The organism is Mesorhizobium sp. M9A.F.Ca.ET.002.03.1.2 (assembly GCF_003952365.1).
GTDB lineage: Bacteria > Pseudomonadota > Alphaproteobacteria > Rhizobiales > Rhizobiaceae > Mesorhizobium.
In genome coordinates this window covers 828889-849341 of record NZ_CP034443.1, presented here as the reverse complement: position 1 = coordinate 849341, position 20453 = coordinate 828889, and the positions used below count along the sequence as shown (strand labels likewise).

18 protein-coding genes are annotated in these 20453 nt (G+C 62.8%); 8 read left to right on the top strand and 10 right to left on the bottom strand.

The window, feature by feature from the left end; translation table 11 throughout:
- The first annotated feature begins 155 nt into the window (after positions 1–155).
- From EJ066_RS04220 to EJ066_RS04205, 4 genes are read left to right on the top strand one after another with little or no spacing between them, the layout of a single operon-like run.
- Entirely contained in the window at positions 156–950 is a 795-nt protein-coding gene (locus tag EJ066_RS04220; protein ID WP_126035196.1) for a methyltransferase domain-containing protein, read from the top strand.
- Between the two features lie 6 nt (positions 951–956).
- Positions 957–1664, top strand: a complete 708-nt coding sequence (gene betI / locus EJ066_RS04215; protein ID WP_126035194.1) for a transcriptional regulator BetI — start codon at positions 957–959, stop codon at positions 1662–1664.
- A 29-nt stretch (positions 1665–1693) separates the two neighbouring features.
- Positions 1694–2776, top strand: coding sequence for an ABC transporter substrate-binding protein (locus EJ066_RS04210; protein ID WP_126035192.1), 1083 nt, complete (start codon positions 1694–1696; stop codon positions 2774–2776).
- On the top strand, positions 2773–4083 hold the full coding sequence (locus EJ066_RS04205) for a flavin monoamine oxidase family protein (RefSeq protein WP_126035190.1): 1311 nt from the start codon (positions 2773–2775) through the stop codon (positions 4081–4083). The genes EJ066_RS04210 and EJ066_RS04205 overlap by 4 nt, the downstream gene beginning before the upstream one ends.
- Here EJ066_RS04205 and EJ066_RS04200 read toward each other — a convergent pair.
- Genes EJ066_RS04200 through EJ066_RS04190 form a run of 3 tightly spaced genes read right to left on the bottom strand, consistent with a single transcriptional unit; the run spans position 4047 to position 6925 of the window.
- Positions 4047–5120: an ABC transporter ATP-binding protein gene (locus EJ066_RS04200; RefSeq protein WP_126035188.1), complete on the bottom strand. Its 1074-nt coding sequence runs from the start codon at positions 5118–5120 to the stop codon at positions 4047–4049. The genes EJ066_RS04205 and EJ066_RS04200 overlap by 37 nt on opposite strands.
- Positions 5121–5172: 52 nt before the next feature.
- Complete coding sequence (locus EJ066_RS04195; protein WP_126035185.1) at positions 5173–5997, bottom strand: ABC transporter permease; 825 nt, start codon at positions 5995–5997, stop codon at positions 5173–5175.
- Between the two features lie 10 nt (positions 5998–6007).
- Positions 6008–6925, bottom strand: a complete 918-nt coding sequence (locus EJ066_RS04190) for an ABC transporter permease (RefSeq protein WP_126035183.1) — start codon at positions 6923–6925, stop codon at positions 6008–6010.
- Between the two features lie 422 nt (positions 6926–7347).
- Between EJ066_RS04190 and EJ066_RS04185 the strand changes: the two genes are divergently transcribed.
- The gene (locus tag EJ066_RS04185) at positions 7348–8766 is read left to right on the top strand and encodes an aminotransferase (protein ID WP_126035181.1); all 1419 of its coding nucleotides are present in this window, start codon (positions 7348–7350) and stop codon (positions 8764–8766) included.
- Between the two features lie 55 nt (positions 8767–8821).
- Here EJ066_RS04185 and EJ066_RS04180 read toward each other — a convergent pair whose 3' ends face one another.
- Positions 8822–10024, bottom strand: coding sequence for an aromatic ring-hydroxylating dioxygenase subunit alpha (locus EJ066_RS04180; protein WP_126035179.1), 1203 nt, complete (start codon positions 10022–10024; stop codon positions 8822–8824).
- Between the two features lie 602 nt (positions 10025–10626).
- Here EJ066_RS04180 and EJ066_RS04175 point away from each other — a divergent pair.
- Positions 10627–10929 carry a hypothetical protein gene (locus EJ066_RS04175; RefSeq protein WP_245455072.1) on the top strand — a complete coding sequence of 101 codons (303 nt, stop codon included), beginning with the start codon at positions 10627–10629 and terminating at the stop codon, positions 10927–10929.
- A gap of 74 nt (positions 10930–11003) precedes the next feature.
- Here the strand turns inward: EJ066_RS04175 and EJ066_RS04170 are convergent, their stop codons facing one another.
- Both EJ066_RS04170 and EJ066_RS04165 read right to left on the bottom strand, forming a co-directional pair.
- Positions 11004–13091 carry a PAS domain S-box protein gene (locus EJ066_RS04170; protein WP_189644429.1) on the bottom strand — a complete coding sequence of 696 codons (2088 nt, stop codon included), beginning with the start codon at positions 13089–13091 and terminating at the stop codon, positions 11004–11006.
- A 75-nt stretch (positions 13092–13166) separates the two neighbouring features.
- On the bottom strand, positions 13167–13898 hold the full coding sequence (locus tag EJ066_RS04165) for a response regulator transcription factor (RefSeq protein ID WP_245455071.1): 732 nt from the start codon (positions 13896–13898) through the stop codon (positions 13167–13169).
- 96 nt (positions 13899–13994) lie between these two features.
- Between EJ066_RS04165 and EJ066_RS04160 the strand changes: the two genes are divergently transcribed.
- Positions 13995–14681, top strand: a complete 687-nt coding sequence (locus EJ066_RS04160; protein ID WP_126035173.1) for a response regulator transcription factor — start codon at positions 13995–13997, stop codon at positions 14679–14681.
- A gap of 59 nt (positions 14682–14740) precedes the next feature.
- On the opposite strand, the gene EJ066_RS31250 is transcribed toward EJ066_RS04160, so the two are convergent.
- Together EJ066_RS31250 and EJ066_RS04150 are read right to left on the bottom strand one after the other, a co-directional pair.
- Positions 14741–14917, bottom strand: a complete 177-nt coding sequence (locus EJ066_RS31250; RefSeq protein ID WP_189644428.1) for a hypothetical protein — start codon at positions 14915–14917, stop codon at positions 14741–14743.
- 232 nt (positions 14918–15149) lie between these two features.
- Positions 15150–15542, bottom strand: a complete 393-nt coding sequence (locus tag EJ066_RS04150; protein ID WP_126035169.1) for a hypothetical protein — start codon at positions 15540–15542, stop codon at positions 15150–15152.
- Here EJ066_RS04150 and EJ066_RS04145 point away from each other — a divergent pair.
- Positions 15535–15996 (top strand): L,D-transpeptidase, encoded by a 462-nt coding sequence (locus tag EJ066_RS04145; protein ID WP_126035167.1) that lies wholly within the window; start codon positions 15535–15537, stop codon positions 15994–15996. The two genes, EJ066_RS04150 and EJ066_RS04145, sit on opposite strands and share 8 nt — an antisense overlap.
- An 89-nt stretch (positions 15997–16085) precedes the next feature.
- Here the strand turns inward: EJ066_RS04145 and EJ066_RS04140 are convergent, their stop codons facing one another.
- On the bottom strand, positions 16086–19172 hold the full coding sequence (locus tag EJ066_RS04140) for an efflux RND transporter permease subunit (protein ID WP_126035165.1): 3087 nt from the start codon (positions 19170–19172) through the stop codon (positions 16086–16088).
- Positions 19169–20440, bottom strand: a complete 1272-nt coding sequence (locus tag EJ066_RS04135; protein WP_126035164.1) for an efflux RND transporter periplasmic adaptor subunit — start codon at positions 20438–20440, stop codon at positions 19169–19171. Before EJ066_RS04135 ends, EJ066_RS04140 begins: the two co-directional genes overlap by 4 nt.
- Between the last annotated feature and the right edge of the window lie 13 nt (positions 20441–20453).

The window sequence follows — 20453 nt, the reverse complement described above, 5'->3', positions numbered from 1 at the left end:
TTTCGCGCGATCTGCTGCGAGGTGCGTGAAATTTCGCATGGCAGCGGCCACTATGTCCAGCCATATTGAATGAATGTTCAACAAACAGTGTTGCGTTTTCGCTGACATGCGCTAGGCTTTGCCGACATTCGGTATGGGCTTGGGACTGAGGTCTGATGGTCGAAACAGCGGACGCCGAGCCGGAATATGACGATACCGCCATCCGCTTCCTCGAGGCGCTGTGGGGTGACGGCTATCTGTCGCCCGGCGGGCCGGATGAGGTCGACCGGGTGGTCGAAGGGCTCAAGCTCAACGGTAGGGCGATCCTCGACATAGGCTGCGGCTCCGGCGGCATCACGCTGCATCTGGTCGAGCGTCACGGTGCTGCCCACGCCACTGGCTGCGATGTCGAGCGACCGGTGATCGAGATGGCCAGGCAAAGGGCTGTAACACGCGGGCTTTCCGATCGCGCCAACTTCGTTCAGACGCCGCCGGGACCGTTGCCCTTCGCCGACAGCTCCTTCGATGTCGTGTTCTCCAAGGATGCGCTGCTGCATATATCCGACAAGGATGCCTTGTTTGCCGAGATCTTCCGTGTGCTGAAGCCGGGCGGTGTCTTCGCGGCATCGAACTGGATGATCTCGCATGATGGCGAGCCTTCACCTGACATGAAGGCCTATATCGCCGCCGAGGGCCTTTCCTTCGCCATGGCGTCACCGGCGCGCTATACGCAAGCGATGCGCCGGGCAGGCTTTGCCGACATCACCGTGCGCGACCGCAATCCCTGGTATCGCGACGTCGCGCGAGAGGAATTGAGGCGCCTCAAGGGACCGCTCTACCCGACGGTCGCGGCTGCGGTCGGGCCGGCCTATGTCGACAAGAACATACGAACCTGGAAAGCCATGCAGAAGGTTCTTGACAGTGGCGAGCACCGTCCCACTCATCTTCGCGGTCGAAAGCCGGTTGGATAGCCGGCGATGCTGGAGACCATCACGCCCATGAAAGCTGAAGCCAGGGACGCCCTCCTTGAATCAACGCGGAAAAACGAGCCCGAAAAACGCGGCCGCAAGGCGTCGAAGGAAGTCAGGCAGCTTCAGCTGATCGAGGCGACAATCGATTCGCTGGCCAAGCGCGGCTATTCGGAGACGACGATGGCCGATGTCGCCGATGGCGCCGGCCTGTCGCGCGGGATCGTCAATTTTCACTTCGAGAGCAAGGAGAAGCTGCTCGTCGCCACGCTGCAATATATGGCCGATGAATATGCCGCACACTGGCGCGCTGCGCTCACCAAGGCTGGCGATGATCCCGCCCGCCAACTGCGGGCTCTGGTCGCCGCCGATTTCGACCGTTCAATCTGCAACAAGCGCAAGCTGGCCGCCTGGTGCGCCTTCTGGGGCGAGGCCAAGTCGCGCCCGACCTATCAGGCGCTGTGCGGCGCGCGCGACGCGGCCTATCAGAACGTCTTCATCGACCTTTGCGCGACGCTCAAGCAAAGCGGCGGCTATGCCTTCGAGCCGCACGTCATGGCGCTGGCGCTCTGTGCCTTGCTGGAGGGGCTGTGGCTGCGCCTGATGATGGGCACCGAGGACACCACCCGCGAGACAGCGTTGCAGTCGGCCAACGAATTCCTGTCGGCTGCATTTCCAAGGCATTATCCATGGGCCAGCGGCCCCAAGACGGCATGAAACAATCAAAAAAAGAGGATGGAACAGCAATGAAGACCATGACCCGACGCCTGACATTGACATTGGCGCTGGCAGGAACGCTGGCGGCCTCAGTCGCAGCGCTTGCGGTTGCCGCGGACAAGGACCTGATCGTGTTCGACTGGTCCGGCTACGAGGACCCCGGTTTCCACCAGAAATACGTCGAGAAGAATGGCGACTCGCCGACCTTCACCTTCTTTGGCGACGAGGACGAGGCATTCGAAAAGGCCCGCTCCGGCTTCAAGGCCGATCTCGGCCATCCCTGTTCGCAAAGCGTGGTGAAATGGCGCGAGGCGGGTCTGCTGCAACCGCTCGACACCTCGAAGATATCCGGTTGGAGCGACCTCAATCCCGGCATCATGGCGATGAAGGATCTCGCCACCACCGCTGACGGCAAGGCCTGGTTCATGCCCTGGGACTGGGGCAACACGCAGCTCACCTACAATTCCGACAAGGTGGACGAAAAGGATGTCCGTTCGCTGAAGGCCTTCGCCGATCCCAAGTTCGAGGGCAGGGTCTCTATCGGCGACAATGTCGACGACGCCTATGCGCTGGCCTCGCTGGCGATCGGCCTCAAGGACTGGACCAAGATGACGGATGACCAGTTCAAGCAGGCGTCCGACTTCCTGCGCCAGGTGCACAAGAATGTCCGCGCCTACTGGACCGACAGCACCGACATCGTCCAGCAATTGGGCGGCGGCGAGGTTGACCTTGCCTGGGCGTGGAACGACGCGACGGTGCAGTCGGTCGCCGCCGGCGTGCCGATCAAGGCCAAGAAGGACACGGACGAAGGCATTTCGACCTGGGTCTGCGGCTACGTGCTGTTCAAGGACGCGCCGGGCAACACCGACAAGGCCTATGACTATCTGAACGCAATCAACGATCCCGAAGTCGCCAAGGTCCTTGTCACGGACTGGGGTTACGGCCAGGCCAACGCCAAGGGCATGGCCGGTGTCGATCAGGCTATGCTGAGGGAAAAGGGCTACGACGACGTGCAGAAATTCGTCGACAAGACGCTGTTCCAGTCGCCGGTGCCCTCGGAGCTCAAGCAGCGGATGATCGAGGAGTTCGAGAAGATCAAGGCCGGCTATTGAAGAGCGGGATCGAAAGAACCGACGTCGTCATCGTCGGCGCCGGCTTCACCGGCCTGTCGGCTGCGCATGAACTGAAGAAGGCCGGTATCGATTTCGTGCTGCTCGAAGCGCGCGATCGTGTCGGCGGGCGCGTGGAGTCCGGGCGAAACGGGCTCGGCCAACGGTTCGACAGCGGCGGCCAGTTCCTGTGCGAGGATATGCCGGAACTGATGGCGCTGCTGCAGGCGAGCGGCAAGACACTGGTCGAGACCTATGTCGAGGGGGAATTCGTCACCCAGCCGCGGATGAGCGCGCGGCAAGCCGAGCGAACCTACGAGGCCTCCATGGCGATCCGCGACCGCATGAACGCGGTTGCGCCGGACGATCCGGCCATTGCCGGATTGACCGTCGCCGCCTGGCTCGATCGCCAGACCGATCCTGACGAGGCCAAGGCTGCTTTCCGTTCGATGATCGAAGGGCTGTGGTGCCAAGGGCTCGAAAAACTGCCGCTGTGGCACCTGATCGACAATGATCGCCGCATCACCAACGAGGGGTCGGAGCTGCAATATTTCGTGCGCGAAACCATGCAGTCGCTGGCGGACGATCTGGCCAGCGATCTTGGCGATCGTGTGCGGCTGAGCACGCCGGTTGAGACCATCGAGCACCGGCCGGAAGGGGTTAGCCTGGTCACGGCGACGGGCTCGATCGAAGCACGGATGGCACTGGTCGCCGTGCCGCCGATGACGGCCTCGAAACTGGACTTTGCACCGCCACTGCCGGCTGGCCTGGGAAGGGCGCTCGGCGTTTGGCAAAGCGGCGCGGTGATCAAGGTGCTGGCGCGTTATTCCAGCGCCTTCTGGCGCGACAAGGGCTTGAGCGGCGTGGTGATGTGGCGCGATCTGCCAGGGCTGTTTGCCTGCGACGTCAGCAAGGACAGCGACCATGCCGCGCTGGTCGTCTTCGTCGGCGGGCCGCTGGCCCTGAGCTGGCGTGAGCTCGGCGACGCGGCGTTGCGCGCTGAGGTGACGACGAGGCTGGAGGAGGCGCTCGGCGCCGAGGCCGCCAACATGCTCGATCTCAGCTATCGCGACTGGACGGACGATCGCTGGAGCGGCGGCGGCTACAGCGATCTTATCGTCGATGCGACGGCAACCGATGCCGAACGGATAGTCCTGGCCGGCGCACCACCGGTGCATTTTGCCTCGTCGGAACTGTCGCCGTCATTCCCGGGCTACATCGAAGGTGCTGTTGTTGCGGGGCGCATTGCTGCAGGAAAGATCATCCGGGGATTTCAATCCGCCATCGCCACCAGCGCATCGGGGTCGTAGGCGAGGCGGACCGAGGTGCCGACGGGGATGTCATCGGCGCCGAAATCGTTGGTTTCGGTTACCGACAGCGGCTTTTCCAATCCCGGTATCTCGACGATCAGATGGGTGATCTCGCCGAAGTAATGGCGCTCGACGACCTTACCAGACACCTCGAACTTCGCCGTGGCGTTGTCCCACAACACGCGCAGACGCTCAGGACGGATGCCGAGCGTGGCGGCCCGGCCATCGCGGACGAAAGCCTTCGGCTTGTCGGTCTTGACGCGGCCGAAGCCCAGCGTGTCGACAACGAGCGAAGCGCCGTTCTCCTCGACGATCTCGGCCTTGACGAAATTCATGCCGCCGAGGAAGTCGGCGACCTGGCGGTTGACCGGCCGCTGGTAGATCTCCTTGGGCGATGCAACCTGCGCGATCCTGCCGCCGAACATCACGGCGATGCGATCCGACATCGCCAGCGCCTCATACTGGTCATGCGTGACCAGGACGAAGGTGATGCCGACCGCCTGCTGCAGGCGACGCAGTTCGACCTGCATCTGCTCGCGCAGCTTCTTGTCGAGCGCCGACAGCGGCTCGTCGAGCAGAAGCACCTTGGGGCGCATCACCAGCGCACGGGCCAGTGCCACGCGCTGCCGCTGGCCGCCGGAAAGCTCGGTGGCGAGGCGTTTGCCAAGGCCGGTCAGCGAGACCTGGGCCAGCGCCTCCTCGACGCGGCGTTTTTCTTCCGATCCTGCCAGCTTCAGCCGCTTCAACCCATAGGCCACGTTCTGCTCGACATTGAGATGCGGGAAGATCGCATAGCTCTGGAATACCATGTTGGTCGGCCGGCGATTGGCGGGGATGCCCTGCATCGACTGGCCGTCGACCGAGATCAAACCGCTGGTCGGATTGTCGAAGCCGGCGATCATGCGCAACAGCGTGGTCTTGCCGCAGCCGGACGGGCCGAGCAGCGAAAAGAATTCGCCCTCCTTGATAACCAGCGAGGCGTCGTCCAGCGCCTTGAACGAACCATAGCTGCGGGTGACGTTGCGGATCTCGATCATTGGCCGTTCGAGTTGGGGTCGTTCGAGTTGGGGTCGTTCGGCTTGGGGCCGCTCAGGCATGGAGGCCTCCCTCGTTCCGGGTGCGTCTGGCCGCGCTGCGGCGCAGGATTTCGGCGATGGTCAACAGCAGGAAGGAGGCAACCAGCAAGAGCGTGCCCAGCGCCAGCACGCCGGGCAGCTTCGATGCAAAGCGCAATTGGCCCCAGATGTAGATCGGCAGCGTCGCGTCGGTGCCGGTCAGGAAGAAAGCGATGATGAACTCATCGAGCGAAATGGTGAAGCAGACGAGCAGGCTGGAGATGATCGCCGGCGCCACCATCGGCAGCGTCACCCGCCGAAACGTGCCGAAGGCGCTCTCGCCGAGATCGGCGGAGGCCTCCTCCAGGCTGCGGTCGAAGCCCTCGAAGCCGGCGGTCAGCACGGTGATCGAATAGGGGATGCAGACCAGGACATGGCCAAGCACGATGGTGAACAGCGACAGGCTCAAACCCAGTTGCAGTATCACCAAGAGCAGGGAGATGGCGACGATGATTTCGGGCAGCACCAGCGGCGCCATGATCAGGCCGTTGATGGCGCGGCGACCGGGGTAGCGGTAGCGCGTGATCGAGCGGGCGGCGAGGATGCCAAGCACGGTGGACAGGATGGAGGCCGACACGCCGACGACCAGGCTGTTCCAGGTGGCGTCAAGCAGTGCCGGCGTGCGCGGCAGGTCCTCGTACCATTTGAGCGTGAAGCCGGAGAGCGGGAATTTCGGCGTCGCGGCGGTGTTGACCGAAAAGATCGGCAGGAAGACGACTGGCAGATAGAGGAACACGACATAGAGGAACGCATAGGCCGACAGCCAGCCGCTGGCCAGGAAGCGCCGCATTGTCGTCATCGCGTCAGCCTCATCGCGCCAGCCTCTGGGCCGCGCGGATGACCACCACGGTGGCGCCAGCCATCAGCGTCACGATCAGCATGGTGGTGACGGAGAGTGCTGCACCCAGCGGCCAGTTCGAGGCCTTGCCGAACTGTGCCTGGATGGCGTTGGCGATCATGACGCCGTCCTTGCCGCCGACAAGTTTCGGCGTGACATAGTCGCCGACCGTCGGGATCATGACGATCAGCGCCGCCGAGATTATGCCGGGCGCCGACAGCGGCAGCGTCACGCGCAGGAAGGAACGGATGGGACCGTCGCCGAGGTCCGTGGCCGCCTCGACCAGCGTGCGGTCGACCTTTTCCAGCGACACGAAGATCGGCAGGATGGCGAAGGCCGCCCAGGCATGAGTCAGGGTGATGATGACGGCGCTCGAGTTGTAGAGCAGCGCCGTCGACGGCTCGTCGATGACGCCAAGGCCCATCAGGCCGGAATTGAGCACGCCATTGTAGCCGAGAATGACCTTCCATGACATGACGCGCAGCAGGTAGCTGGTCCAGAACGGGATGGTGATCAGGAACAGCCACAGACTCTTGTGGCGGCCGCCATGGAACGAAATGAAGTAGGCGATCGGGTAGGCGAGGGCCACGGTGAAGAAGCTCACCATCAGCGCGATGTAGAGCGAGCGCCAGAGCAGGTCGCGATAGATTGGCTCGGTCAGCGCGGCGCGGTAGTTTTCCAGCGTGAAGGTGCGATCGATGGTGAGGTAGTTCTGCGTCCAGAAGGAATGCGCGATGACCACCAGGATCGGCAGGACCAGAAGTATGAGCGCGTAGAGAAAGGTCGGGCTGATCAGGGCGAAGCCCTGGACGGGTTCGGACTGCAGAAGGGCGTTTCGCTTAGCCCGCGTCATGCCGAACGCGGGCGACCCTTCCGCAGCCGCCGTCATTGCAAGGCCGCTATCATTTGCAGGGCCCCGGCCGTGATCTCGGTTGCTGGCGCGGATTGTCCTGCCATGCGGCGTCCCATTGGCTAGCGCATCGGCCCGAAAAGCACGATGCGTAGATTCAAAGTGCCAGAGCCTACTTTGTGCGTCCAATTGGACGCACGTTGCTCCAGTGCCGGCGCTTGTTCCCAATTTTATGCTTGGAGCGCGATCGAACGCAAAGCCAATGGTACTTTGCCGATCGCTCTCCCAGCTTGCCAGCTTTCTTTCATCATGCGCGCATCCGCGGATTGAAATCAAGCGCTATTTCTGCAATATTGATTGAACGGACATTCAAAATGACGCAAAAGAAAGCCGATTTTTCCGGTGTTTGGCGCCGCGCTTCGTGTCCGATGAAATTTGCGACGAAACGATGCGAGGCGACGATGGCGGCTGCAAGAGATCTAAGGGCGACTGAAACGGCTGGGACTGACAACGCCGATGCGGTCGAACTGGCCAAGCGCCACCTTGTCCAGCCCTGGCCGTTCGCCGGCTCAGTCGGCAACGAGGCGCGCACCCTGATCGGCCAAGGCGATGGCATCTACATCATGGACGGCGCTGGCAAAAGGCTAATCGACGGGCCGGCCGGCATGTGGTGCATCAATATCGGCCACCGCCGCGAGGAGCTGGCGCGGGTGATGTACGACCAGGCGATGGCGCTGTCCTACAACACGCCGTGGTATACGATGAACGCGCCTTCCGCGGAACTCGCCATGCGCATCGCCGGTCATGCGCCTGGTGATCTCAGCCATGTCTTCTTCACCACGGGCGGCTCCTCGGCCGTGGAGACGGCGCTTCGCTTCATGCAGTTCTACAACAATGTGCGCGGCCGTCCGGAGAAGAAGCTGATTGTGAGCAGGGGCGGCGCCTATCATGGCTCGACCTATCTGTCGGCCTCGCTCAACGGGCGTCCGCGGGATCGCGACTGGATGGACGGCGCCGACGATCTGGTGGTCAAGCTGTCGTCGCCCGATCCGTTCCGCCGCCCGAAAGGCACGAGTATTGCCGCTTTCACCGATGCCCTGGTCGATGAGTTCCGCGATACGGTCGCCCGCGTCGGCACTGAGCGGATCGGTGCTTTCGTCGGTGAGCCGGTGCAGGCATCGGGAGGCGTCGTCGTGCCCCCGGACGGCTATCTCAAGCGGATCCGCGAAGTCTGCCGCGACAACGACATTCTCTATATTTCCGACGAGGTGGTGACCGCCTTCGGCCGGCTCGGCCATGTCTTTGCTTCCGGCGATATGTTCGGCATCGACCCGGACATGATCACCTTCGCCAAGGGCGTCACGTCGGGCTATTTCCCGCTTGGCGGCGTCATCATCTCGGAACGGCTGCTCGAGGAACTGCGCCGCTCAAACCATCCGGACGCCATGTTCGGCCATGGGCTGACCTACACCAGCCATCCGGTCGGCTGCGCCGTGGCGCTGAAGAACCTCGATATCCTGGAAGAAAGCGTGCTCGCCCACACGCGCGACGTCGCGCCCTATTTTCAGGCACAACTGAAGACGCTCGAGCAACTGCCGCTGATCGGCGAGGTGCGCGGCCTGGGACTGATGGGCTGCGTCGAATGCGTCGCCGATCGCGAAAGCAAAGATCCGCTGCAGCTCGACAAGGATGTCGGCAAGCGCATCGATGCGCATTGCCATGAGCTTGGCCTGCTGGTCCGGCCGCTGATCAACATGTGCGTGATGTCGCCGCCGCTGATTATCACGCGCGACCAGATCGACGACATGGTGTCGATCCTGCGCGAGGGCATTTCGCGGACGATGGACGACTTGCGGAAAGAGGGCGTGTGGCGGGGATGAGGCGGGCGAATCTCCCCGCTTGAGGGGGAGATTGGCAGCTGCGCAGTCTCGCTTCCTACCCCCGCGACCGCAGCGCCTCGTTCAGGGCCCACATATCCTTTTCCTCGGGTGTCGTCTCCAGCCCGAGCACGGGGATTTGCTTGCGCAAATGATCGTGGTGGGTACGTACGCCATATTCGAGGTCCGAGAGATAAAAACCCTCGAAGGCCTCGGACAGCATGGATTCGTTCGACCACACGGAAAGCTGCACGTCCTCCTTCATGGTGTCGCGATCGATACGGTAGGAGAGATAACGTGCCGCCGCCTGCTCCCTGGTTTCGTCGCGATAGCGGTAGATGGCGCCGCGCAACAGCGTCTCGCCGGTCGACAGCGGGAATTCCTGATAGAACTGCACAGATTCCGGCATGACCGACAGGACATTGTTCGGGAAGATGCCGTAGTAGATCCAAGCCTTGCGCAGGTGCTCCGGCAGATGCGTCGCTTCGGGTGCGATCTTGATGTACTGCCCGACGCTCCAGCGCCGACCGGCGTGCGGGTTGTAGGTGGCGAAGGAGCGTGACACGCCGTTGATGAACGGCTCATCGAAATAGGTCGCGCCGTAAAGATCCTGCAACGCGGGATGCGCCATGGCGACGTGGTAGCCTTCGTTGTCGACGTCGCGCACCGACTTCCAATTGACCGGGCTCTTCTGGGTCCAGACGCCCCAGGACGGCAGCATCTCGGCGACACCATAGTGGGCGATCTCGGCCTCGATCGGCTTCAAGAGCTCGGCCACCGACGGCTGCGGGCCGCCCTTGCGGAAGCGGATGAAGATGAAGCCCATCCAGATTTCGAGATCGAGCGGCGTCAGGCCGAATTCGGTCTTGTCGAGATCGGGGAAGGAGCGTGGACGGGCAGCACCGCGAAGCGTGCCGTCGAGGTTGTAGACCCAGCCATGGAAAGGACAGACCAGAGCGTTCCTGCAGGTGCCCTGGCTGCCGGCGACGACGCGGCTGCCGCGATGGCGGCACATGTTGTTGAAGGCGCGCACGACGCCGTCCTTGCCGCGCACGATCAGTGCCCGCTCGCCGACCACATCCATGGTCAGATAGTCGCCGGTATTCGGCAGGTCGGAGGCATGGCCGGCGATCTGCCAGTGGTTGCGGAAGACGTATTCTTTCTCGAGTTCGAGCAGGGCGTCGGAATGATAACTCCAGCCCGGCAGACCCCGCCGGTCCCATTCGTTGGGGATCGCCACGTCACGGAAGTGCGGGTTCATGAGTGGCTCTTCTCTTGTTGAACGATTATTCAATAAGATCATATTTATCATTTAAATGCAATGGCTTGTGTGAATATGAATGATTTCTGATGCAAAATCGCCCAGCGTTCTTGGTTGGAGTTTCAAATGCTCAGGGCTTGAGAAATCCCGAAAATTCCGTGTGTTAGCCCAAGGTTCGCATCGGCATCCCATCTCGGCTTGAGCGATGGAAGGCTGCGTGGAAACAGGACTCTCCAGGTAGACAGATAGGCGCCCTGCACCGCCCTGTTTCGGAGACCTACCGATGATGCGCGGGTTGGCTCGCCTTTTCTCGCCGCGGTCGGCAAGCACGAAGCGACCTTCTTGCCCGATTTGTGACCGATTTTGACCGAGAGCGCCCAAGAGACGTTGGTTTCCTGCCTGTTACATGGCCGGATACGCAGCATCGCTGGCCGGTTACAAGGTGCGACTAAGTTCGTTTCAAGTGCAAAGGAAAACTAACGAAGGGGACGGTGATGCATATGAAAATCCAGACTGCTTATAACGACCGCCGCCTGCAGGCGCCTGAGCGCAACGACCGGCGGCCGAGGCTGGCGCTGCGCCGGCGCGCAAACGACCATCCGATGGCGTTGTTCGTGATGCTGGGCGCCGCCGCATTCGTCGGCATGGCGTTCGCGCCGACGGTTGGTCCAGCCTTCGTTTCATTGAACCCGCCAGCAAACATCGTCGACGGCGCGCCGACCACGACTAAGACCGCGCGCCTGCCGATGCCGGAGATCGATTTTGCCTGCAAAGGGCAAGCCTGGGGCGCCGAGAGCGCGGACTGTCTGCGCGTCATCGCCGAGCAAGCCGGCATTCACAAGGCTCGCGTGGTCCGCACCATTGCCAACGCCGCACCGCTGACCAATACGCCGAACGTTTTTTGACAGCTCCCTGAGCGTCCTCCAGCGCTCAGTCAGGCTCCCGCCGCATCGTCGGTCGGGAGCTTTTTCTTTGGGCTCTACCTGCCCAACGCGACCTGATCGGCAATGGCCGAGAGCACGCCGCGCACATCCAGCGTGCTGAACGGCTTTTCCAGGATCTGCGGCCGCTGTGGTGCGGGCAATGCCTCGATCTCGGCTTTCGCGCCGATCAGATCGCCGGTGACCAGTACGAAGCGCCGCGCCAGATCCGGCTTTTCGGCGAGCAGTTCGCTATAAATGGCGATGCCGCTGGTGCCGGGCATGCGCAGATCGGAAAAGACGATGTCCGGCGGAATGTAGCCGGTCAAGGTCGCGGCGGCCGATGTCCAGGCGGGCACGATCCGCGACTTGATGCCCATCAATTCCAGAATGTCGGAGAGCGAGGCGGCAACATCCGGCTCGTCGTCGATGATCAGCGCGTGACGCAATCCGCTCGAGCGCGCCGGGCTGTCGCCGGCGGTGGCGGCGCCGGCGGCGATCGCCGGCAACTGGACGACGAAACGCGCCCCCCTCGGCAGAACCTCCTCGAACCAGACATTGCCCTTGTGCCGTTCGATGATCGATTTCGAGATCGACAGGCCGATGCCGGTGCCGACGCCGACCGGCTTGGTGGTAAAGTAGGACTCGAAGATGCGGGAGCGTATCGCTTCCGGCACGCCTGGCCCGTTGTCCTCGACCGAGAATCCGGGATTGCCGCGGTCGCCGCGAAACGTACGGACCTTGATCAGCCGGTCGCCGGCAACGCCTGCCAAAGCGTGCTGGCTGTTGATGAGGAAATTGGCGGCCACCTGCGTCACATGGTCGGCATCGGCCAAGGCCAGAAGCGGACCGTTGGCGAAATCGGTGTCGATGATGATGCCGCTTGACCTGGCGCCGTAGGCGGTCACTTCGAGTGCCGCGCGGACCACCTGGTTGAGGTCGGTCTCGGCCTGCGTCTCGGGATGCAGGCGGACCATCGAGAGGAAGCTCTTGACGATACGGCCGCAGCGCTCGGCGGCAGCTCGCACCTTTTCGGCGCGCACCTTGGTCTGCGGGTCGGAAGCGAATTCATGCAACAGTGTCGATTGGGCGACGACCACCGCAAGCGGGTTGTTGAGTTCATGCGACACGCCGGCGAGCAGCGAGCCCATGGCGGCCATCTTCTCGTTCTGATGCAGCTTTTCGCGCTGGCGGCCGATCTCCTCCTCGGCGCGGAGCTTGTCGCGCAAGTCGCGGATCGAGCCGAAGATCAGGCGGCGGTCGGCGACCCGCATCTCGGTCGCCGTCAGTTCGATCGGAAAGACCTCGCCAGCCGCGTTCTGGGTGACAGTCTCCAGCCGCTGGCCAACCATCGGCGCGCCGCGGCCCGACATGTATTCAGCACCGGACACGTAGCCCTTGCGATAATACTCCGGAACGACGGTGTCGAGCAGGTCCTTGCCGAGGATGTCGCTGCGCCGGTAGCCGAACATCTTTTCGGCGGCCGGATTGAATTCGATGATCGAGCCGGTTTCATCGATGACGATGATCGCATCGAGAGAGGCCTGCAGCATGGTGCGGCGGATCACTTCGCTGGCATGGGCGTCGGAAAGCGATCTCTCGATGGCGTCGCCGATGGCCAGCGCTACGATGTGCAGGGTCGCCTCTTCCTCCTCGGTCCATTCGCGCTCGTTCACGCAGTCGTTGACCGCCAGCGTGCCCCACAGATGGCCATGCGCAAAGACCGACACCGACAGAAACGACTTGATGTGCTGCTTTTCGAAATCGGTTCTGAGAAAGCCTTCGAGGTCGCGCGTGTGTCCGGCGAAGATCTTGCCTTGCCGCTCATCCTCCGCCAACCGTTCCAGCAGCGGGTCCGAATTGACGACCGACTGCATGATGACCGTCGGCGCTGCCAACTCGCCGCCAAATCTGGGGTCGATCCAGTGGGCCGCGACCGACTGGGCAAAGCCCTGGCCGGGCAGTTCGCGCAGCCGAAACAGGATGCCGCGCTGGCAATCCATGGCCCCGCAGAGCGTTTCAAGGATGCTGTCCATTTCGCGCTGCCAGTCGCCAGCTTCCCGGAGCTGGCGAACGACACGGACGGCCGCCATCGCCGCGCCCTGCCTGACGCTCTGCATATCGGTGCGTGCTGCTTCAGCCGTCATGGTCAGCCGTTATTTCAGAGTCGTACCAAGCCAGAGTGACACCCTGGCTGGACGGATACCAGTCGGTCGCCCGGCTCAGTTACTTTCGCCGGTGGGCAGCGAGAAGATATAGCCCTCGCCGCGCACCGTGCGCAGGAATTTCGGATTGGCCGGGTCCGCCTCGATCTTCTTTCTCAGCCGCATGATGCGGATGTCGACGGCGCGTGACGATTCGGAGTCTTCCACGAAGCCGATCGCCTCGGAGATCGCCGTACGCGTCAACAGCCGGTTGGCGCGTGTCAGGAAAACCTCCAGCACGTCGAATTCGCTCTTGGCCAGGTCGACGACCGTTCCGTCGGCGCCGGTCACGAACCTGCCGTCGAGATCGGCATGGAAGGAGCCGAAGCTCATGAAACGGCGCTTGGCAGTCGTTTCGGCCTTGGCACCCTGCGGCTCGGTCGGCTGCGGAACGCGGCGCAACACGCTGCGGACCCTCGCCAGCACCTCGCGCAACTCATAAGGCTTGACGACGTAGTCGTCGGCGCCAAGCTCCAGCCCGACGATACGGTCGAGCGCGGTTCCGGCGGCGGTGGCATAGATGATGCCGATCGGCATTTTCGAGCGCAGCCAGCGGCCGAGCGACAGGCCGTCCTCGCCGGGCATCGCGATGTCGAGGATGGCCAAATGAAACGACTGCGTTTCCAGCACGGTTCGCGCGGCGGCGGCACTTTCGGCTGTAGCGACATCGTAGCCGCTGGCGCCGAGATACTCGGCGACCGCGTCCCTCAGATCGGGCTCGTCCTCGACGACGATAATTCGTGCCTGCACTATGCTCTCGCTCCCGCTTTCAGCGGAAAGTAGATTGGGTATAAACATCATGTCCAGCACTCATCTTGGGTTGCCGGTTGCAGGGGATGGGAAAAGATGGCTGCACGATCCATCATCGCGCTTATTTCGGTCGCCGAAGTGGTCGCGGCCGATCTCGCCGACCATCTCGAACGGCGCGGTCATGACGTGCGCGCGGTGCGGCAGCCGTGGGAAGCCGAATCCTTGCTTTCCGAAAAGGGCATCGATGTCGTCGTCGTTGGCGACAGCCTCAGTCAGGCGGAAGGGCGTGATCTGCTCAGGCGCCATGGCGGCGAGGACGGGCCGGATTTCATCCTGATCTGCCGGCCGGCCGATCTCGTCGACAAGGTGCTGGCGCTTGAACTCGGCGCCGCCGACGTTGTCGAGAGCCCGCTCAACGTCAGGGAACTCGCAGCCCGTATCGGCGGCCTGCTGACACGGCGCGGCAGGAGTGCCGGGGAATTGGTGGTGCTGGAGAACGCGACGGTCGACCTGCGGTCGGCCATGGTCATGCATCGCTCCGGCACCGAAGAACAATTGTCGCCGGGTCAGGTGGCGCTGCTCAGATTGTTCCTGGCCAGTCCGCGAAAGGTCTTGACGCGCGACGACATCATTGCCGCCGCGCCCGCCGAGAATGCCGATGCCTTCGATCGCTCGATCGATTCGCGCATTGTGCGGCTGCGCCGCAAGCTCGACACCGAAACCATCACCACCATACGTGGTGCGGGCTACCGGTTCGATCCGCCGACGCAGTTCGGCGATTGAGGGTAGTTCATCGCGGATTGAGAGCAGGGTGGCCACCTGCTGTCCACAGGCCGTGGCGCTCAACGCACCACGAACGGACCTGACGGCACTTCGCTGGGTCCCATCTCGCTGGCAATGACGAATTCGGTCGCCTGGGCGCGATCCTTCAGAAGCACGGTGACAAGGCCGGCAAAGCCGAGCAGGCCCTGCGCATAGAGCAGTGCGGAAAGCACCGAAGCTGCAAATTTCGTGTTCATCTTATCCACTCCCCAAATTCAGATATACGTCCATGCTTCGGGATACCTCCCGAAGTGCCCGCGCCGCCAGCGGAGCCCCCCGTCGCGGCGCGGGCCTTCGGTCCTCTCGGCTGCAAGTTGCCGGAGGGGCCGCGCATCTGCTTCAGCCCAAAACCGACCCGCCAGAGGGCCTTGAGCCGGTTGACGCGCAGGCTGGAAAAGATCCAGACCGTGGCGGGAAACAGGACCGCTTTCAATTTCGTGCCATCTTTCGTTTGGCGCCAGCTGTTTCCGTTGGGTCAAATCTGCGGCTGGCCTGTATCCGTGTCATGCCGCCCCACGCCGCGCTTTGTTGCAGGTTGGTTTCGAGCGAGGTCGATTTCTTTTCATATGAGGGAAAAAGCGAGTTTTCGCTTAAAGTTAGCTGGCATCTTCCGTTTGCCAGCCCAACGGCAGCCAGCGCTGTTTGCTTCGGGTGCCACTTCGAAAGATCTGTACCAAGCGGGCCGCTTGCGTTAACCATAGGAAACAGATTCGAAACAGAAACGCATATCCTGCGAAATCGGTTCGAAACACGCGCCAACGATAAGCCGGTCATCGAATTGGAACCGGCCATGTCCGGCAAACAGGGGGACATCATGCGCACTACCATTTCCGCCAAGCTCATCCATATCACCGCGGCCGCCCTGACGGGTGCGGCCCTTCTCCTCGGCGCCGGCAATGGCGCTGCGCAAGCTGCCAACAAGATCGTGGCGCGGGTCTCGCTTTCGCAGCAGACCATGGAAGTCCTGGTCGACGGCCGGCCGACCTTCGCCTGGAAGGTCTCGACCGGCGCTAGGGGGTATGTCACGCCGACCGGTTCGTTCAGGCCGACCCGCATGCACCAGATGTGGTATTCGAAGAAATACGACAACGCGCCGATGCCGCATTCGGTCTTCTTCAAGGGCGGCTACGCCGTGCATGCGACCAATGCCGTCAAGCGCCTGGGACAGCCGGCCTCACATGGCTGCGTGCGGCTGCATCCGGACAATGCCGCCGATTTCTACCAGCTTGTCGAGGTCTTCGGCCCGGCCAACACCCGGATCGTCATCGTCAAGTAAGCGGTGTTTTGAAGTGGTCGTGACCGACATCGGCGGAATGCTGTGCTTCAACATTATGAAAAAGGCCGGAATTTCCGGCCTTTTTGCTATCAGTCCTGCACCACCGGCATCAGCTTCGGGTCCGGCTTCTCGGCGTGATGCGGCAGGTCCTTGCTGGCGATGAAGGTGTAGAACATCGGCACCACGAACAGGGTGAACATAGTTCCCACCAGAATGCCGGTGAAGATCACCAGGCCCATCGAATAGCGCGCCGCGGCGCCGGCGCCGCTGGAGATGATCAGCGGCACCACGCCGAGCGCCATCGCCGCCGTCGTCATCAGGATCGGCCGCAGCCGCACCTTGGCCGAGGCGATGATCGCATCGCGTCGGCGCATCCCGTGGAGCTCGCGCTGCTGGTTGGCGAACTCGACCAGAAGAATGCCGTGCTTGGTGATCAGGCCGATCAGCGTGATCAGACCGACCTGTGTGTAGATGTTGAGCGTTCCCAGCCCCAGATTGAGCGGCACGATCGCGCCGAAGATCGACAGCGGCACCGACATCATGATGATAAACGGATCGCGGAAGCTTTCGAACTGCGCCGCCAGCACCAGATAGATGACGAGGACGGCCGCAGCGAAGGCGATGAGGATCGTGTTGCCCTGCTCCTTCTCCTGCCTGGACTGGCCGGTATAGTCGATGAAGAACGTCTCGGGCAGGCTCTCCCTGGCGAGATCCTCGATGGTCTTCAGCCCCTCGCCGGTGGTGACGGTGGGCAATGGCAGAGCGGAAATCGTGGCTGAGTTCAACTGGTTGAACTGCTCGATTGCGGCCGGCGAGGCATTGGTCGAAATCTTTACCACCGCCGAGAGCGGCACCATCTCGCCCGACGCGCTGCGCACGAAATACTCGGCCAGCTTTTCGGGGTTGTCGCGGAAGTTCTGCGGCACCTGCGGGATGATGTCGTAGCTGTTGGATTCACGATCGAATTGCGCCACCTTGTTGCCGCCGACCAAGAGGGTCAGCGTCCGGCCGATGTCGGCGATCGGCAGGTTGAGCGCCGCCGCGCGGTCGCGGTCGATCGTCACCGTCACTTGCGGCGCGTCGAAGGTCATCGAATTCTGCACGACCAAGAAGCGGCCGGAGGCCTGCGCCTTGTTCTTGATCTCCTCGGCCGCCTCATACACCTGGGAGGCGTCGCCGGTGGAGCGCACGACCATCGTTATCGGCAAGCCGCCGCCGGAGCCGGGCAGCGTCGGGGGTGCGAAGACGAAAGCCTCGACGCCCGCCACCTTGGCAAGGCGACCCGTGATGTCCTCCTGAAGTTGCTTCGAACTGCGCGTACGCTCGGCCCAGTCCTTGAACGCGAAGCCGACGAAAGCACTGTTCGTCTGGCCGCCGCCGAAGGCGACCGCCGAGAACCGTGCCCTGGTTTCGGGGATATCGTTCACCAGCCCGAGAATCTGGTTCACATAGGTCTCGGTATAGTCCGACGTCGCGTAGCGCGGCGCGGTCACCAGCGAAAGCAGGAAACCCTGGTCCTCTTCCGGCGCCAGTTCACTTGAGGTCTTGGTGAACATGAAGCCGGTGGTGGCGACCAGTGCGATGACGATCATCAGCGTCACCGGGCGATATTTCAACGAGCCGCTGACCAGCCGCTCATAGACGTTTTCGACGCGCCCGAACGTGTTGTCGACAATGCGCTGGAAGCGGCTGTGCGAACCGGCCTTCAGGATGCGCGCCGACATCATCGGCGTGATTGTGAGGGCGACGACACCCGAAAGCACAACCGAGCCGGCAAGCGTCATCGCGAATTCGCGAAACAATGCGCCGGTCAGGCCGCCGGTGAAGGCCAGCGGCGCGAACACGGCGGCCAGCGTTATCGTCATGGCGACGACGGCGGACGAGATCTCGCGCATGCCGTTGAACGCCGCCTGCATCGCCGACATGCCTTCTTCTTCCATGTGGCGGTGAATGTTCTCCACCACCACGATGGCGTCGTCGACGACGAGGCCGATCGCCAGCACCATGGCCAGCAACGACAAAAGGTTGATCGAATAGCCCACCGAAAACAGCAGGAAGCAGACGCCGATCAGCGACAGCGGAATGGTCACGATCGGCATCAGCACCGAGCGGAAAGAGCCGAGGAAGAGCAGGATGACGACGATGACGATGGCGACCGCCTCGCCGATGGTCTTGAACACCTCCTCGATCGACGCGCTGATCTGCTCGGTCGAATCGTAGACGATCTCGATCGTCATGCCGAGCGGCAGCGTCTCCTGGATCGTCGGCACGATGTCGTGGATCGCCTGCGCTGTCGACAGTGGATTGGCGGCCGGCGTCGGGAAGATGGCGAGAAAGATGCCGGGCTTGCCGTTGAAAGTGACCCTGGTGTCGGTGTTCGCCGCGCCGAGTTCGACGCGCGCCACGTCGCGCAGTCTCACTACATTACCGTCGTTCGAGCGGAGCGGAAGGGCGGCGAAAGCCTCCGGCGTCTGCAGCGTCGAGCGCACGGTGATCGAGGAAACCACATATTCGTTTTCGGTGTTGCCGGGGGCGGAGAGGAAATTCGACTCATTGATGGCGGTCAGCACTTCCGCCGCCGTCACGCCGCGCGCCGCCAGTTTGATCGGGTCGATCCAGACGCGCATCGAATATTCGGCGGCGCCGAAGATCTGCACATCGGCGACACCCTCGACCGTCGACATGCGCGGCCGCACGACGCGCTCGATATATTCGGTGAGCTGTTCCGGCGTCATGTTCGGATTCTGCATCGAGATATACATCATCGCGAACTGATCGCCGGTGCCCTTGACGATCACCGGGTCCTCGGCCTCGTCCGGCAGATCGCCGCGTACGCCTTGTACCTTCGACAAGACCTCGTTCAGCGCGATGTCGGGGTCGGAGCCGAGTTTCATCTGCACCGTCACGGTGCTGGAGGACGGCCGGCTCGCCGACGTGACATAATCGATGTTTTCGGTCGAAGCGACGGCACGGGCGATCGGCGCGGAAATGAACCCCTGGATCAGGTCGGCGCTGGCGCCGGGATAGGCCGTGGTGATCGTGATGGCCGTTTCTTCAACCTCCGGATACTGCCGGATCGAAAGGTTGAAGATGCCCTGGAAACCCAGAAGCAGGATCATCAAGGCGAGCACGGTCGAAAGGACCGGACGGCGGATGAAGATGTCGGAAAAGCTCATTGCTGGGCCGCCTGCTGGTTCGCCGGCTTGGTCGGGTCGATCGTGTTGTCGACAGCAACGGACATACCGTTGGAGAGCCGGTTCTGGCCGGCGGTGACGACTTCGTCGCCGGGCGCGATGCCTTCCAGGATCTCAACCAGGCCGGCGTTGCGGCGGCCGGGCTTGACGAACACCTGGGCGAGCACGAGCTGCGGTTTCTGTTCTTCCGCTGCCGGTTCGGCGGCGGCGGCAGCTGGCTTTTCCTCGGGTTTTGCCGCGGGCGCTTCCGCTGCGGGTTTCACGGCATCCGTGGCGGGCTTTTCTTCCGGCGTCGCCGCAGCAGCAGGGGCGGCGCCATTGGCTGCGGCCGGCTTCGCCGGGCGCACCACGAAGACGAAATCGCCATAGAGGCTGGAGGTCAGCGCGGTCTGCGGCACCGTCAGTACGTTGTTTTCCTCGGGCAATTCGACGCGCACCTGCACGAACTGGCCAGGGGTCAGCTTGCCTTCGGGATTGGCGACCTCGGCCCTGATCGTCACCAGCCGGCTGGTTGGGTCGATCTTGGGGTCGATACCGCGGATGGCGCCGGCGAACGGCATCTCGCCGTCGCCGATGCCCAGCCGCACCGTCTGGTCGATCTTCAGCAGCGGAAGCTGCTGTTCGGGGATCGAGAAATCGACCCGCATCGTCTCCAGATCCTGCAGGGTTACCACGGAAGTGCCGGGTGTGAGATACTGGCCGAGATCGATCCTGGGAATGCCCACTGTGCCGCCAAAGGGCGCTGTCAACTGCTTCTGGTCGAGCACCGCTTGCAATTTTGTCACCTGCGAGGCGGAGGCCGTGGCCGTCGCCCGCGCCGTGTCAAGCGTCACATCCGAGCCGACGCCGCGTCGCTGCAGTTCGATGGCGCGCGCCTGCGCCGTCTGGTCGAGCGCGGCTTGCGCCCTCGCCGCCTCGAGGTCGGCGCGTTCGACGGCATCGTCGAGCTGAAGGAGAACCGCGTCGGCTCCAACCTTCTGATTGGCATGAAACAGGATGTCCTTGACGATGCCGGCGGTTTCGACGGTCAGATCGACGCCGCTGACCGCGCTGACCGTGCCGATCGCCTCGACGCCCGGCGTCCAGTCCGTTGGCTTGACGATTGTCGTCGACACGGTCGCAGCCGGCGGCTTCATCGTAGCGAAGAATTGCTGGATCGCATTGTCGCGGAACAGATTGAAACCGATGATGCCGCCGCACACCAGTACGAGCAGAATGAAGGCGATGATGAAGCGCTTGATCACAAACAATCCCCTCGGCCGG